The organism is Halomonas sp. 3A7M, from assembly GCF_014897875.1.
Classification (GTDB): domain Bacteria; phylum Pseudomonadota; class Gammaproteobacteria; order Pseudomonadales; family Halomonadaceae; genus Vreelandella.
This window is the reverse complement of record NZ_JABUZD010000169.1, coordinates 142,019-156,733: the sequence shown is the minus strand read 5'-3', so window position 1 is coordinate 156,733 and position 14,715 is coordinate 142,019. Positions and strand designations below refer to the sequence as shown.

At 53.7% G+C, this 14,715-nt stretch carries 13 protein-coding genes; 5 read left to right on the top strand and 8 right to left on the bottom strand.

Translation table 11 applies throughout. The annotated features are described in order from the left end of the window. Positions 1-65: 65 nt before the first annotated feature. The 5 genes from phaC to prmB form a co-directional block, all read right to left on the bottom strand. A complete protein-coding gene (gene phaC, locus INT19_RS17305) occupies positions 66-1,919 on the bottom strand; it encodes a class I poly(R)-hydroxyalkanoic acid synthase (protein ID WP_193061643.1) in 1,854 nt (617 codons plus the stop codon). A gap of 93 nt (positions 1,920-2,012) precedes the next feature. Then, the gene (locus tag INT19_RS17300) at positions 2,013-2,423 is read right to left on the bottom strand and encodes a phasin family protein (protein ID WP_038482660.1); all 411 of its coding nucleotides are present in this window, start codon (positions 2,421-2,423) and stop codon (positions 2,013-2,015) included. A gap of 155 nt (positions 2,424-2,578) precedes the next feature. After that, positions 2,579-2,989: a hypothetical protein gene (locus INT19_RS17295; RefSeq protein WP_193061642.1), complete on the bottom strand. Its 411-nt coding sequence runs from the start codon at positions 2,987-2,989 to the stop codon at positions 2,579-2,581. A 60-nt stretch (positions 2,990-3,049) separates the two neighbouring features. After that, positions 3,050-4,141 (bottom strand): chorismate synthase, encoded by a 1,092-nt coding sequence (aroC, locus tag INT19_RS17290; RefSeq protein ID WP_038482654.1) that lies wholly within the window; start codon positions 4,139-4,141, stop codon positions 3,050-3,052. Positions 4,142-4,154: 13 nt separating this feature from the next. Further along, positions 4,155-5,114 (bottom strand): 50S ribosomal protein L3 N(5)-glutamine methyltransferase, encoded by a 960-nt coding sequence (prmB, locus tag INT19_RS17285; RefSeq protein ID WP_089038689.1) that lies wholly within the window; start codon positions 5,112-5,114, stop codon positions 4,155-4,157. 170 nt (positions 5,115-5,284) lie between these two features. On the opposite strand from prmB, the gene INT19_RS17280 reads away from it, so the two are divergent. Beyond that, positions 5,285-5,851, top strand: a complete 567-nt coding sequence (locus INT19_RS17280; protein WP_089038690.1) for a Smr/MutS family protein — start codon at positions 5,285-5,287, stop codon at positions 5,849-5,851. Positions 5,852-5,860: 9 nt separating this feature from the next. Here INT19_RS17280 and INT19_RS17275 read toward each other — a convergent pair whose 3' ends face one another. Further along, complete coding sequence (locus INT19_RS17275; protein WP_193061641.1) at positions 5,861-6,904, bottom strand: patatin-like phospholipase family protein; 1,044 nt, start codon at positions 6,902-6,904, stop codon at positions 5,861-5,863. Between the two features lie 34 nt (positions 6,905-6,938). Further along, entirely contained in the window at positions 6,939-7,817 is an 879-nt protein-coding gene (locus INT19_RS17270; RefSeq protein ID WP_193061640.1) for an alpha/beta fold hydrolase, read from the bottom strand. 405 nt (positions 7,818-8,222) lie between these two features. Between INT19_RS17270 and INT19_RS17265 the strand changes: the two genes are divergently transcribed. Both INT19_RS17265 and INT19_RS17260 read left to right on the top strand, forming a co-directional pair. Next, complete coding sequence (locus INT19_RS17265) at positions 8,223-8,711, top strand: LexA family protein (RefSeq protein WP_226924692.1); 489 nt, start codon at positions 8,223-8,225, stop codon at positions 8,709-8,711. Next, complete coding sequence (locus tag INT19_RS17260) at positions 8,708-10,054, top strand: Y-family DNA polymerase (RefSeq protein WP_193061639.1); 1,347 nt, start codon at positions 8,708-8,710, stop codon at positions 10,052-10,054. The genes INT19_RS17265 and INT19_RS17260 overlap by 4 nt, the downstream gene beginning before the upstream one ends. Here INT19_RS17260 and INT19_RS17255 read toward each other — a convergent pair. Beyond that, a complete protein-coding gene (locus tag INT19_RS17255; protein ID WP_193061638.1) occupies positions 10,016-11,479 on the bottom strand; it encodes a sodium-dependent transporter in 1,464 nt (487 codons plus the stop codon). The genes INT19_RS17260 and INT19_RS17255 overlap by 39 nt on opposite strands. 157 nt (positions 11,480-11,636) lie before the next feature. Between INT19_RS17255 and INT19_RS17250 the strand changes: the two genes are divergently transcribed. Together INT19_RS17250 and INT19_RS17245 are read left to right on the top strand one after the other, a co-directional pair. Further along, positions 11,637-12,920: a M20/M25/M40 family metallo-hydrolase gene (locus INT19_RS17250; RefSeq protein WP_193061637.1), complete on the top strand. Its 1,284-nt coding sequence runs from the start codon at positions 11,637-11,639 to the stop codon at positions 12,918-12,920. A gap of 948 nt (positions 12,921-13,868) precedes the next feature. After that, on the top strand, positions 13,869-14,669 hold the full coding sequence (locus tag INT19_RS17245; protein WP_089038697.1) for a MipA/OmpV family protein: 801 nt from the start codon (positions 13,869-13,871) through the stop codon (positions 14,667-14,669). The last annotated feature ends 46 nt before the right edge of the window (positions 14,670-14,715 follow it).

The window sequence follows — 14,715 nt, the reverse complement described above, 5'->3', positions numbered from 1 at the left end:
CGTTACCGTTAGTGTAAAGATAAACGTAACGGTTTTTCATCAGCCCATCATGCAATGGTGGCAAATTATTCTGCGGCAGGGAGTTCGCCCAGCACCTCAGGAATCGTCATTTTCACATAGCGACCAGGCGCGCTTTCAATAACACTTAGCCCACCTTCTCCAGGCTGACGCGCGGGCACCATTTTTTCCGGATCAGGATCTGCATAGCCGTTCTCCGTCACCCAGGCCTGCCAATGCGGCCACCAGGAGCCTTCATTAAAGGTCGAGCCTTCTTGCCATGCATCATGCGTTTCGGGCAGCGCATCGTTGGTCCAATAGCCGTATTTATTCTTATGAGGAGGGTTCACAATGCCCGCGATATGGCCAGAACCACCCAACACAAACGTCACCGGCCCTTTGGGCAACAGCGCGCCATAATACGTACTGTTCCACTTCGCGATGTGATCTTCTTTCGTCGATACGAAATAGCAGGGGGCCGATATTTTACGAAGGTCAATCTTCACCTCGTCTAACTCAATGCCACCCGGCTCGACCAAGCGATTTTCCAAGTACATATGGCGCAGATACCACGCATGCGTACCTGCTGCCAGGTTTGTGCCATCGGTATTCCAATACAACAGGTCAAACGCTGCGGGCGTTTCGCCTTTCAGATAATTATTGATGTAGAACGACCAGAAGAGATCATTCTCACGCAATAAATTAAAGGTATAGGCCATTGAACGGCCATCCAAATACCCCTTCACTGCTAGCGTGTTTTCGATTCCCTCAACCACGCGCTCGTTAAGGAATACGCCAATATCACCGGGATCGCGGAAATCTTGCAGCGTCGCCATGTAGGTAACGGACTTCACCTTGCGACCACGCCGCGTGCTTGTCAGATAAGCGACTGTAGAGGCGGTTAGTGTGCCGCCCACACAGTAGCTCAACAGGTTGACTGACTTCTCGCCACAGGCTTGCTCAATGGCCTCCATCGCGCTAATGGGGCCCATTTGCATGTAATCAGCCCAGGTGATGTCACGCTGCTCTGGGCCTGGGTTACGCCAGGAAATCAGAAATACCGTATGCCCTTGATTCACCATCCACTTGACCAGCGAATTGTCTTCTCGCAGGTCGAGAATGTAATACTTATTGATCCATGGGGGCACGATCAACAGTGGCGTTTTAAAGGTTTTTTCCGTAGTGGGGGTGTATTGAATCAGCTGAATCAGCTCATTTTCATACACCACGGCACCCGGGGTAACCGCAATGTTATCGCCAATACCAAAGGCACTTCGATCGGTCATGCGTACATTGATACCTTCGGCTGAGTTCGCCAGGTCTTCTCGCAGACGCGTCAAACCATCCACCAAGTTCTGCCCGCGAGTTTCCAACGTACAGCGCATCACTTCCGGATTAGTCGATACGAAGTTAGTCGGCGACATGGCGTTTACCAACTGCCGAGCATAAAACGCCAGATTGCGCTTTTGCGTCGGGTCTAGGCCATCCAGGTCTTCTATGAGTTCTTCTACCATCTGCGAAAACAGCAGATACTGCTGCATAATCGCCAAGTAGTAAGGCTCTTGCGTCCAGGCTTCATCTTTAAAGCGGCGATCGCCTTTAGCAGGTGTGATCAATGGCGTCACCTGCTCACCAGACATAGCGCGCACACCCTGTTGCCAAAGCAGCCACTGATCTTGCATAAGGCGCGATTGGGTTTGCCACAACAGGTTAGGGTTACTCATAAGCGATTGTGCGGCGGCTTCAAAGCTTTCGCGCATATCACTGTAGACGGAGTCAGCAGCTTCGCTGGGGGCTATCCGTGACAGTAAATCCTCAAGCAGTCCTTTGTACTGTTCACCGACATCGCTTAGCTGCACTTTCCATGCTTCAAGCTCTTCTTGAGAAACACCTTGAGACGGCATTTTCCACCCTGACAGCATACTCACTCTCCCCTCACCTGCTTGGCATTTTCTGCCCAGGCACATCATCCAAAAGAACGCGGCGCCTTGAAGGCGCCGCGAACATAGTTGCGTTTAGCTTTTACGTGAAGACTGGCTAGTCGCTTTCGCAGGCTGTTCACTTTTCGTGGCAGAGGTGGCTTGCTCGCTCATTTTCTGCCCAGCTTCGCTGAACAGCTTTTCCATTTCGGATTTGAATTGCAAGCTCATCTCACCCATGACACGGGCATCTTCCTGCATTTGCTGAGAAAGCTCGTTCATCATTTCGGCTTGTTTGGTGCCAAAATCACGCAGGCTCTCTGCATCGTCAATTTCCGTCGCGCTACGAATGCGCTCGGTGCCCATCTGGCTGTAGCGTTTCATTGCTTCCAGCTGATACTGGGTCATTTTTTCCATGTTGTTGAGCATCAGCGAGTTCATCTTACGCATTGGCTCAAACATTTGGCGGGTTTGGGTACTAAAGGCGTCCATCATTTTATCTTGCATAGTGTCTGCTCCTGTCTCTCGTTCCTTGGCATGAGCCTGGAGTGGCTCATCACATGGCAAAATTGCTGCACTGCAAAAAGAGTAAACGCTGCAATGCTGCTTTGCAACATTCTTAGCAGCTCGCTCAACAACGCTACACATTTCACATGACAGTTCTACCCTTTAGTGCGAGAACGCGAAGAAGCCGTCGCTTTCGCTTTGGAGCTTCTCGCACTTGATGCACTTCCACCTGACGCTGCTGACTTAGCAGCCTCTTGAGACTCGCCTTGATCTGTGCCGTCATCCTGTTCGGCACCGCTGCTGGAGGAACCCGCTTTGCGTAACATGTCCAACATCATCTGTTGATACGTGCCAAAGTTAGCTAACCCTTGGGAGAGACCTTGTTGCATCATCGGCTGCTGCAGGAAAGGACGCATTAGATTCATAGGGTCATAGCCATCTTCCCCTGACTCCATTTGCCGCTGAATATTTTCCAGCAGGCTTTGCTGAAACGCCTCAACATCCGGCAGCCCTAGTGATTGGCGAAACTCATCCGGTGTCAGGTCAAATTCAACGTTGATCTTCATAGGCGACTCCTTAACCATCTTCCTAGAGTGTAGCAGCGTTACGCCAAGCGCACCGTGCTGTTATTGTTGTTCTAAACGTGGCGTGTCAACGCTAACATCTCCATTTTGTCCACGATGACGTAGCCAATGATCTAGCAGTGTGATTGCCATCATCGCCTCAGCGATAGGCGTCGCACGGATACCGACACAAGGGTCATGGCGGCCTTTCGTTATTACCTCAACTGGCTGACCATGTATATCAATTGATCGCCCAGGCGTGGTAATACTTGACGTTGGCTTCAACGCTAATCGAGCGACGATCGGTTGGCCACTGGAGATTCCGCCCAACACCCCGCCCGCGTGATTAGAAAGAAACCCTTCGGGCGTCATCTCGTCACGGTGCTCGCTGCCACGCTGGGCAATGCAACCAAATCCAGCCCCGATTTCTATCCCTTTTACCGCATTGATGCTCATCAAACCATGCGCCAGATCAGCATCTAAACGGTCGAAGACCGGCTCGCCTAACCCGACCGGCACACCATCAGCAATCACGGTAATTTCAGCGCCTACGGAATCTTGATCCCGACGCAGCTGATCCATATAGGCTTCAAGTTCGGCCACTTTGTCCGGGTCAGGGCAGAAAAAGGCATTTTCGCCTACCGCGTCCCAGGTTTTGAATTCGATTTTAATTGGCCCCAACTGGCTCATATAACCGCGAATCTGAATTCCTTGCGCGGCCAGTACCTGCTTGGCAATAGCGCCAGCAGCAACACGCATGGCTGTTTCTCGCGCGCTAGAACGACCGCCGCCCCGGTAATCGCGGTGGCCATACTTATGATGGTAAGTGTAGTCAGCGTGGGCAGGACGGAATTGGTCTTTGATTTTAGAGTAGTCTTTGGAGCGCTGGTCGGTGTTCTCGATCAATAAACCAATCGACGTCCCCGTGGTTTTGCCTTCAAACACGCCAGAAAGAATCCGCACCTGATCCGGCTCTTTACGCTGAGTGGTGTGTCGAGAGCTACCTGGACGGCGGCGATCTAGATCAAGCTGCAAGTCTGCTTCACTGATCGGTATGCCAGGCGGGCAACCGTCAACAATAGCGCCTAAAGCAGGGCCGTGGCTCTCACCAAACGTGGTAACGGTAAATAGCTTGCCAAAGGTATTGCCAGACATGGGCGTTAGTTCCTCACGCAAAAGACGCCGCATGGGCGTCGAGTTCAGCGGCGCTCAAGGCAAAAACACCCTGGCCGCCACGCTCGAATTCAAGCCAGATAAAGGGCACTTCAGGGAAAGCAGCCTCCACATGGCGGTCGGAATTGCCAACTTCAACAATCAGCCAGCCCTCGTCGGTTAAGTGCTGGTGTGCTTCACGCAGAATGCGTCGCACGATATCCAGCCCGTCGTTACCAGCGCCTAACGCCAGAGCAGGCTCATGGCGGAACTCGGCAGGCATAGTGGCCAGATCACGCGCATCAACATAAGGTGGGTTAGATACGATCAGGTCAAAACGCTGGCCTTCCAGGCCGTCAAACACATCGGATTCGACAGCCCGCACGCGATCACCAACGTCGTGACGCGTAATGTTTTGACGAGCAACTGCTAAGGCATCCTGGCTAATATCCGCCAACGCCACCTCGCAGGTAGGCAACACCAATGCAGTGGCAATACCGATACAGCCAGAACCGGTACATAAGTCCAATACTCGGGCAGGCGGCTCTTCCGGGAACCATGCAGCAAAGCCGTCTTCAATCAGCTCGGCAATGGGCGAGCGCGGAATTAACACGCGTTCGTCAACGCTGAACGGGAATCCTGCAAAAAAAGCTTCGCCCAGTAAGTAAGGCAGCGGGCGGCGAGTCGTCACCCGCTCTCGCGCTAACCGGATAATGCGCTCGCGCTCTATTGGCAACAAGCGGGCATCCAGCACAGCTGGGTCGACGTTCCATGGCAGATGCAGTGCGCCTAAGCAAAGCGCAACGGCTTCGTCCCAGGGCGATTCCGTGCCATGCCCATAGTGCAGCCCCGCCAGATAAAACTCGCTGGACACCCAGCGTAAGTAATCGCGCAGTGTAAAAAGCTCGCTCACCAATGCCGATTCCGGCAACGAAAGCATTGAGTGGGAGGTCTCATCATTGAGATGCGTAGTCACAGCGGCTCCTGGCGTGTAAAAAGTTCATGGAAGGATTGTACCTTTGACGCCGTCTGGTTCACAGCGCGTGGTTCACGGTGAACGGTTCACAGCAACGACAAGCTCGCTATACTGTGCGCTTCTCAATTATGCTTATTTGTTAACACTTCATTTCTCTATTTGAGCCGACCATGACGCGACACCTGCCCAACGACGACGATATCAGTGTCTTTCGCCAAGCGCTGCAGGCAGCAGGCGTGCGCCGTATTGCCAGTAACCAAGCTGATCCCGGCAAGCCTAAGCGCAACGACGAAGCTGCCCAGCAAGCACGTCGACAAGCGGCGGTAGAGAGCAACACGCTGCAAACCAGCGGTCGCACGACCGACGGTCGAGTAGAGGCGGTACGCCCCTCAGAGTATCTGGAATTCAGCGTGCCCGACCTGCCCTGGCGCACCTTAAGCCAGTTAAAACGTGGCCAAACCGCGTGGCAAGCGGGGTTGGATTTACACGGTTATACCCTAGAAGAAGCGAGGATTGAGCTTGAAAGTTTTTTGCGCGACGCCGCTGCACAAGGCATGCGCTGTGTTCTAGTCGTGCATGGTAAGGCCTGGGGCACCACCTCTGACTTTCCGGTGCTTAAAAGCCATACCAATGCGTGGTTAAGAGAGTGGCCCGGCGTCTTGGCGTTCTGTTCCGCCACCGATATCGATGGCGGAACAGGCGCGGTGTATATTCTGCTGCGCAAGCGCGGGCAGTAGGCGGCTATGTCACTCGGTCGCATCCGAAGCAATGCTAGGCATGCGGCGCTCTAACGCTTCATCAGCAAGATGCCGACCCAGCCGAATTAATTCGTTGGCGCGGTGAAACTCGTAAGTGCTGCAAACAGTTTTGGGAATTTCGATCAATACATCCGGCGGATAGCCTGCGATTTTATACTTCGCCAGCGCCGCTTGGGTGATATCAAACGACTCTAGAATCATATCGAGCTTGCCCCATTCACGCCGACCACGCAGGTCAACGGTTTCATCAACGTCGCTCTCTTCACCATTGCTGCCCCCCAGCCCATCCCACAGACGGCGCGTGGTGGCACGCACATCGTCCATCCAACCGCCAATATTAGCATCACGGTCGCGCTCTAACGCGGTGCGGCTGTCGCTTGCATCTTCGCTGGGTAACAACTCCTCTAAGGTGATCGGTTGTGGGCTGTGCGCCGTCACGTTAACCGCCACCACAAAATCCGCTTCATGGGTGGCTAATATTGGCATTATCGGCAGTGGGTTCAGCAAGCCGCCATCAACGAGTACCTGGCCACCCACATGTACTGGGGTAATGACACCCGGCACGGCAATAGAGGCACGGATTGCCTGGAGTAAGGGGCCATTTTGAAACCACACTTCACGTTGACGAATCAGATCCGTCGCGACGGTCGTCACCGGAATAGGCAGGTCTTCAATCAATCTATCACCGACCAGCTCTTCAAGTTTGCTCATGACCTTATTCGCTCGCATGGCGCCCATCGGACTCCAGGTCACATCGACCAGCTTGAGCACATCTAAATAATCCAGGTTACACACCCACTCCCGGTATTCAGGCAGCTTTCCAGCGGCATAGATACCAGCAATTAGCGCGCCCATAGAGCAACCGGCAATCGAAATTATCTCGAAGCCGCGCGCTTCTAATGCTTCGATAACACCGATATGGGCATAGCCCCTTGCCCCTCCACTCCCTAATACCAGCGCAACCTTATTACCGCCATTCAAGCCGCTGCTTGCCACAGGTGCTTTAACAACATGCGCTACTTTTTTCTTCATCGTCATCTTCCTAACGCGAGCAATCAGGTACCCGCTACGCTTGCTGACTGATTGTGCTGGCCACGCGATGAACCGATTGTGGCTCAAGGTGCAGATGATGGCCACCCGCGAGTACATGGCGCGTTAACTGTGGTACTGCTTGGCGCGCTTTTGCTGCCCAATCCCGTTCGCCTAAAATACCTCGCTCCCCCTCTATCAATAGCACCGGGGCTTGAATCTCCGCCAGTAGCGCCAACACCTGCTGGGGCGTAAAGCGCACCAAAGAAGGCTTTAGTAAACGGCTATCCGTGCGCATTTGCACATGCCCATCGGCAGTGGCCTGGGTGTTACGCTCGACAAGTGGCGTGGCGGTGATGCTGTCCAGCGGCGTGACACCTCCGGCTACCCGCGCGGCAACTGCACTCTCAACATCGGGATAACGAGGAGGACGGGAAAGCGGCCGCCGATAGGCCACTAGCCCTTTGCGTAGTTGGCTGGCAGTCTCTTCGGCAGGTGTGTTTAGCGCTCCTAAGCCATCTAACAGAATTAGCTTATCTACCCGCTCAGGCAGCGCTGCCGAGACTAGGCAAGCCACGGCTGCCCCCATCGAGTGAGCAAGTAGCGTCGCCTTTTCGATCTCTAATGACTCCATGGTATCCAGCACGTCCTGGGTATAGTCCCATAGTGCATAGTCGCTTCCTGCAGGCGCATGAGCCGAATGCCCGTGACCGCGGAAGTCGATCGCCACAATGCGAATATCCAGTGCTTTCACCAATAGCGGCGCCAGCCGACTGAAGCTCGCCGCGTTGTCTAGCCAACCATGCAGTGCCACCCAAGTAGGCGCAGTGCTACGCCCCCAGCTAAGCGCCGCCAGCCGACCATTCGCCAGGGAAAGCGGCTGCGCAGCGGTACCGACGTGGGTCGATTCATTCATAAGCAGGATCTCTTAAAAGCCGGATAACCAAGCAATGTCATATACGTCAGATGACGCTCTAAGGCGTAAACGTTACCATGCTAAGCGCAGCGCATCTGCCGCTTTTATGCAGATAACGCTTGCGTGCTGCAACTACTGCGAAATGCTCTTAACGATGATGACCAACAGGAAAATGACTATGAAACCACGTCGTGACACCCGTGCTCGCAACCTTGTGTTCTTGATTACCGTGATCAGTGCGTTGGTGGTTGGCCTGTGGCTTGCTCGCTAAGCCAATAGCACCCGCTGAGCCAGTAGCCCCCAGACTCCCAGCGTTGAGCATCGCTTGCAATTTCTCCTTCATGAATAAATACTGCTTATAAATACTGTATATAAACACACTACTTATTCATGAGGATGTCGACGATGCCGTCCCAACCCGCCGCTTTAAAAACAGCCACGTTTACAACGAGCACATTTCCAACAACGATGGTCGCGACAGCCCTGCCGTTAACCTCTCAGCCGTTGCCATTTCCAACGTTATACGGCCGCGCTGGGTTTAGCGGCTTCCCTTCACCTGCTCAAGATTACGAACCACGCACGTTAGATCTCAATGAGCGACTGATTAAACATCCCAACCACACGTTTTACCTCACCGCCGCGGGCGACAGCATGGAAGGCTGGGGGATATTCGAAGGTGATTTGCTGGTGGTAGATCGCAGCATACCGCCCCGCTTAGGGCATATCCTGGTCGCCATGTTTGAAGAGGAAGTACTGATAAAGCGTTATGCGCTCTATCAAGGCACACCACACCTCTGCTCGGCACATCCCCACTATCCACCGCTGCCGTTAGAAGAGGCAAACTGCCAGCTATGGGGGGTGGTGCGCGCCGTGGTGCATGAGTATTTGCCATGATTGGCCTTGTTGATGCCAATAATTTTTATGTTTCCTGCGAGCGTGTTTTTAAGCCCGCGCTTGAAGGCAAACCCGTGGGCGTGATGTCGAATAACGATGGCTGTGTGATCGCCCGCTCGGCCGAAATGAAAGCCTTGGAAATCCCCATGGGCACTCCCGCTTTCCAACTGGAAGGTTTGCGCCGACGGGGAGAGATTCACTTACTGTCATCAAACTACGAGCTGTATGGCGACATGTCCGCACGACTCGCCCAGCTACTGCGGGATGCCTGTCCAGACGTCGCGCCTTACTCTATTGATGAAATGTTTATCTACCTGGATGGCTTCAGCGACACTCAATGCCAAGCGCTCGGGGAAGTTGTCCGCCGCCGTGTTCGCCGCTATTTAGGGCTACCTGTATGCGTAGGGCTGGCACCTACCCATACGCTAGCCAAGCTCGCTAACCACGTTGCCAAACAGCAGCCTCACTACCAAGGCGTCTGCCTACTCACTGCCAACAGCCCGACCACTACGGCGCTGCTTAAACAGCTGCCGGTGAATGACGTATGGGGCGTCGGCAGACGCCTAGCAGAACGGCTTGCGGTGAGTGGTATTCGCACGGCGTGGCAGTTGCGGGAGTGCGACCCAAAGCAACTTCGCAAACGATTTTCAGTGGTGCTTGCGCGTACAGCGCTAGAGCTACGTGGCACCTCATGCTTGGAAATGAACGCATTAGAAGAGCCGCGTCAGCGTATTATGACGTCACGCTCTTTTGGCCAAGCAACCGGCGTAAAAGCGGAATTGCACGCAGCGCTGCGCCGCCATGCTCAGCGCAGTGCCGAAAAACTGCGCCAGCAGAAAAGCCTTACCCGCGCCGTATTGCTATTTCTAAACACCAACCGCCATCGTAAAGACCAGCCTCAGCTTTCACCTAGCGCGATGATTCCCCTGGCATCGCCAAGCGACGATACCCGCATCATTTTAGAAGCCGTGCGCGAAGGGTTGGAACAGATGTATCGGCCGGGTTTTCAGTTTATGAAAGCCGGTGTCATGCTATTGGACTTAGTCGATGCACAGCAGTATCAGCTTTCGCTGTTGCAGCCTTCACATAAAGCGCACCCGCACTTGATGAACGCCGTTGACGCCATTAATCAGCGCATGGGGCAAGGCACGATTCGCTTTGGAATGACAGAGGCGGAAGCACCGTGGCAGTTGCGCTGTGCACACCGCTCTAACCGTTATACCACCTGCTGGGACGAACTCATGGAGGCAGGCACTCACCCTGGCGCCATTGCAGCTGCCAGGGTGAAGCGTGAACAACAGCGGCTAGCGCGAGCGCAGCGCTTGGCGCAACCGCGGGCTTAGGGTCTCCCCCACTGCGACCATGACCACCAAAACCGCTAGCAGCCACGGCCAATGCACCGCGAACGAAACTTGGTAAAGCCCCAAGGCATCAGCAAAGATAACCAAAATACCCAACGGACTAACGTAGCGCACCATGATTAACCACAGCGTATAAGGTAGTGGTGCAAGTCCCAGCTCGTCACGGAATGTTTCACTCTTGAGCACAAAGCCCGCCAGTACCACAGAGCCCAGTCCACCCAGCGGCATCATCCAGCGCGAGGTTAAATAGTCCAGCCAATCAAAGAAGGTTTTGCCCGCCAGGGTCCAGTCAGCACCCAGGTTAAACGACAGCATCGCCAGTGTGCTGATCAGCCATAGCACGATGCCCGTCGCCCAAGAGGCAGACTTACGGGTCATGCCTTTGTTATCGCATAACCACGACACCGTGGCTTCCACCATCGAAATAGACGAGGTCAGCGCCGCCATCGAGAGCATCAAGAAAAACAGAATGCCAAATAGCGTGCCCATTGGCATCGCCTGGAAGGCCAGCGGCAAGCTCATAAAGATAAGCCCCGGCCCTTCACCAGGATTCATACCGTTAGCAAAAATGACCGGGAAGATCGCCAACCCCGCCATTAGTGCAACGACGGTATCAGCAATGGCCACGCTTACCGTGGTACGCCCAATCGAAGCTCCTTTGGGCAAGTAGCTACCGTAGGTCAGAATCGCACCGGATGCCAACGACAAGGTGAAAAAGGCGTGACCCAACGCCGCCAGCATGCCTTCACTGGAGAGGCTGCCCGCGTTGAACGAGAACAAGAAACTCACTGCCTCGCCAAACCCACCGGAAAACACTCCAAAAATAATCAGCAGAATGAGCATGAGCACCAGCCCGGGCATCATCCAACTGACATTTTTCTCAATACCTTCCTGAACGCCTTTGCCCACAATCACCATGGTCAGCACTGCCACCAGGGTGCTCCAACCGCCCAGAATGAACGGGTTGGCATTATTGGCTCCAAAGACCGCCGCCATGTCATCAACGCTACTGCCTGCAAGGCCACCGGTGAGCATTTTCCATAAATAGGAGAACGACCAACCTGCGACCACGACATAAAACGACAGAATCATAAAGCCGCAAAGCATCGCCATCCAACCAATCAGCGACCAGGCAGAAGAGCGGCCAGACTCATTGACAACGCGCCGTATCGCATCAATCGGGCTGCCGCGCCCACGCCGACCAAAGGCAATTTCGGTCATCATCACTGGAACGCCAACGGCTAAAATGCACGCCAGATACACCAGCACAAAGGCCCCACCACCATACTCCCCTGTGATATAGGGGAATTTCCAAATATTGCCCAGCCCCACCGCCGAACCGGTGGCTGCCAGCATAAAGCCCCAGCGGCCCAGCCACTGAGTGCGAGGTTGCCCAGAAGACGCCATGACCTTCCACCTTGTCAGAAAAAAGCGCCTATCCTAGAGGATTTTATAACCAAAGCCCAAAATTCTTGTCTCTCTAGGCGAACCAGCCATGCGCATCTGAAGCAAGAATCTGGCAGACTAGTGAGCGATGAACACCACCCAACGGAGAGTGCTTAACATGAGCGACAGCGCCAAACCCTGGACGCAACCCATGCCCGACGCGCAGTTCAACATCATGCGCGACATTCTTGCTGCCCCCAGCCCGGTAGGCCTGGAAGGCGCCATGACCTACGGCGTACTGAAGCCCTACTTTGAAAGCTTCGCGCCCAGCGGCTGGCATCTGCATCAGTTTAAAGGCAATGCTGGCGTAGTGCTGGACACCCACCCTGGCCGCGATGACATGTTCAAAGTGATGATCATCGGCCATGCAGACAAAATCCGCATGCAGGTTCGCTCGATTGGCGAAGACGGCAAGATCTGGATCAACACTGACTCCTTCTTGCCTAGCGTACTTATCGGCCATGAAGTGAAGCTATTCAGCGAAGATCCTGACGCCCCCGGCAGCTATCGCTGCATCCAAGGCGGTACAGTAGAAGCCCTGGGCGCGATTCACTTTTCTGATCCTGCACAACGCGATGGCAGCAAAGGTATCAAAAAAGAGCAGATCTACCTGGACCTGCAAATCCATGGCGAAAATAAAAAGCAGCAAGTGCTGAATTTAGGCGTTCGCCCGGGTGACTCCATTATTTTCGACCGCCCCATTCGCCCTGGTTTTAGCCCGAACACCTTCTACGGCGCTTACCTGGATAATGGCTTGGGCTGCTTTGTTACCGCAGAAGTAGCGAAGTTAATCGCAGAAGCCGGCGGCACCGAAAACGTACGCGTGCTGTTTGCCATTGCCAGCTACGAAGAAATTGGCCGTTTCGGCAGCCGCGTATTGGCTGGCGAACTAAAGCCAGACGCACTGATTGGCGTAGACGTTAACCACGACTACGTAGCTGCTCCTGGTATTGGCGACAAGCGCATGCAGCCGCTGGAAATGGGCAAAGGCTTCACGATATCCGTAGGCTCCATTGCCAGCGAACAGCTCAACCGCATTATCGCCAGTGCCGCCAAAGAGCAGGATATTCCCCTACAGCGGGACATCGTTGGCGTGGATACGGGCACTGACGGCATGGCAGGCGTGCTGGCCTCTATTGATAGCGCAGCTACCTCAATAGGCTTCCCGATTCGCAACATGCACACTATTTCCGAAACCGGCAACACCCAGGATGTACTCGCGGCAGTTCACGCGCTGACCCACACCTTAAAAGCACTGGATGCCCTACCCGACCTGCAGCGGGAATTCCTGGACAACCATCCACGGCTTGACCAGGCCAGCCCACTTAGCCATCAGGGTAGCGACAAGCCTGATACTGATGAAGACAAAAAAGCCTCAAAGCCCAAAAAAGCAAAGAAGTAGTGAAAAGAAAGTTAGTGAAGAGTTAGCGAAGAACGAGTGTAGCCAAGTACTAGCGTAAAAAAACCCCGGCCATTCCTGGCCGGGGTAGTAGTATTTCCTCCGTAATCCTTCTTCACGAACGTCCTGTTCGTGCATCCTTGGTTTAACAAGCCTTCCTGCTTGGTCGTCCCTAACACCTTTCCCTGTGTTTACCTACCTTGAACCTCATATATGTCAAAAACATTAACCTGGGATATCAAAACATAAGTTTTTTTAAATTTTTATACTACCCGTTTATAAACAGATAGCTGCTTATATAAATGGCGAACTAGCCGTTTGCTGTTTATACTTTTTAAGCATCGTCACGGATGCACCTCTACACGGAACGTTACCACGACTGAACCCATTAACTCCCTTACGTTAGGAGGTCAGCGTGAGACATATCATGATTAGCCCGACAGTCTACGGTGTGGATATTATTTGCCGTCATTGCGGCAACGCGGAATCCTCGAAAACGTCGTACCTAAAACGATTTCGCCTTGAGGGCACCGGCAAAGACAGCGCTACACTACGCTGCATGAATTGCCAAACGGCGGTATCCACACCAATGAGCAAACTCAGCGCACTGTTTTATCATCACGCTTGTTAGTCAGCAGTGCCGTTTGCCCATAAAAAAACCCCGACCATCGCACTGGCCGGGGTTTTATCAGGTCCTCCTTGATTTTTCTTCACGAACCTCCTGTTCATGCGTCCTTGTGCACCACAAGCACTCCCTGCTTGCACTTCCTTGTAGCGCTATCCCTGCGCTATGTGTGCACAGTGCGCCCTATAGCCGTTGAGTTATCTAACCTAAGCTATGAAACAGAAAATAGTTCCAATTCATGGACCACGCAGGTCTCTAGGGCGCTTGCAGTAGTTTGAAACAAAAACATACAATCACGCAGGTTTGAACAATTTAAAGGACACCCCGTGACGACTCTCGTTTCTCGCGCGACCCAAAGCACTTCTAACTATAAGTACTTCACCCCCTGGCTAGCAGCGGCTTTCATTAGCATCGCATTCGCTGCCCCCGCATTGGGGGACAGCTGGGAAGGCAGTATAGGCGCAGGCGTAACCTACTCACCTGACTACCTGGGCAGCGACGACTATGAAACACAAGCGTGGCCTGTCCTTAACCTGACGTACGGCGACCAGCTCTCAATCAATGTGCGCGACGGTATTGAGTGGCACGCTATCCGTAGCGGAAACTGGACCGCCTCTCCGTTCATTGGCTACACCTTTGGGCGAGACAATAAGGGCGATATCAGCCGGTTTGAAAAAGTCGATGACGGAGCCACGTTAGGCTTGCGGATTAGCTATCAGCAAGGGTTCTGGCGCTATAGCGTTGCAGGCAGCACGCCGGTAAGCGGCGACGTTGAAGGCGCGAAATTTTCAGCCAATGCTGTTATGCGTATGCCGGTTAGCGAACGGACATTCTTCACGCTATCGCCCAGCGTTACCTATTCAAACGAGAAGTGGACCGAGTCGCTGTTTGGCGTATCAATGCAAGACAGCGTACGTAGCGGCGTGGCTGCTTATAACCCAGATAGCGGTTACTGGCGAATGGGGGTGAATGCTAGCCTTAGCTATTTCCTAACGCCTGAATGGACTGCTACCGGTTTCGTCGGCGCAACTCACCTGACTGGCAGCGCGGCCGACAGCCCAATAGTTGATGAGCTAGGTAGCGATTGGCAAGCCCTCACCGGAGTATCGCTAAGCTATCGTTTTTAAAATCGGTCGTTTTTAGAGTCGGGGGTTTTTGCGTTTCCCACGCGTA

Bases quoted from the DNA above. Each gene is read 5' to 3' on its own strand.
- INT19_RS17295 (WP_193061642.1), bottom strand. From the start codon at position 2,989: ATGAAGATCAACGTTGAATTTGACCTGACACCGGATGAGTTTCGCCAA.
- phaC (WP_193061643.1), bottom strand. From the start codon at position 1,919: ATGCTGTCAGGGTGGAAAATGCCGTCTCAAGGTGTTTCTCAAGAAGAG.
- INT19_RS17255 (WP_193061638.1), bottom strand. From the start codon at position 11,479: ATGGCGTCTTCTGGGCAACCTCGCACTCAGTGGCTGGGCCGCTGGGGC.
- INT19_RS17265 (WP_226924692.1), top strand. From the start codon at position 8,223: ATGCCGTCCCAACCCGCCGCTTTAAAAACAGCCACGTTTACAACGAGC.
- INT19_RS17260 (WP_193061639.1), top strand. From the start codon at position 8,708: ATGATTGGCCTTGTTGATGCCAATAATTTTTATGTTTCCTGCGAGCGT.
- INT19_RS17250 (WP_193061637.1), top strand. From the start codon at position 11,637: ATGAGCGACAGCGCCAAACCCTGGACGCAACCCATGCCCGACGCGCAG.
- aroC (WP_038482654.1), bottom strand. From the start codon at position 4,141: ATGTCTGGCAATACCTTTGGCAAGCTATTTACCGTTACCACGTTTGGT.
- INT19_RS17300 (WP_038482660.1), bottom strand. From the start codon at position 2,423: ATGCAAGATAAAATGATGGACGCCTTTAGTACCCAAACCCGCCAAATG.
- INT19_RS17275 (WP_193061641.1), bottom strand. From the start codon at position 6,904: ATGAAGAAAAAAGTAGCGCATGTTGTTAAAGCACCTGTGGCAAGCAGC.
- INT19_RS17280 (WP_089038690.1), top strand. From the start codon at position 5,285: ATGACGCGACACCTGCCCAACGACGACGATATCAGTGTCTTTCGCCAA.
- INT19_RS17270 (WP_193061640.1), bottom strand. From the start codon at position 7,817: ATGAATGAATCGACCCACGTCGGTACCGCTGCGCAGCCGCTTTCCCTG.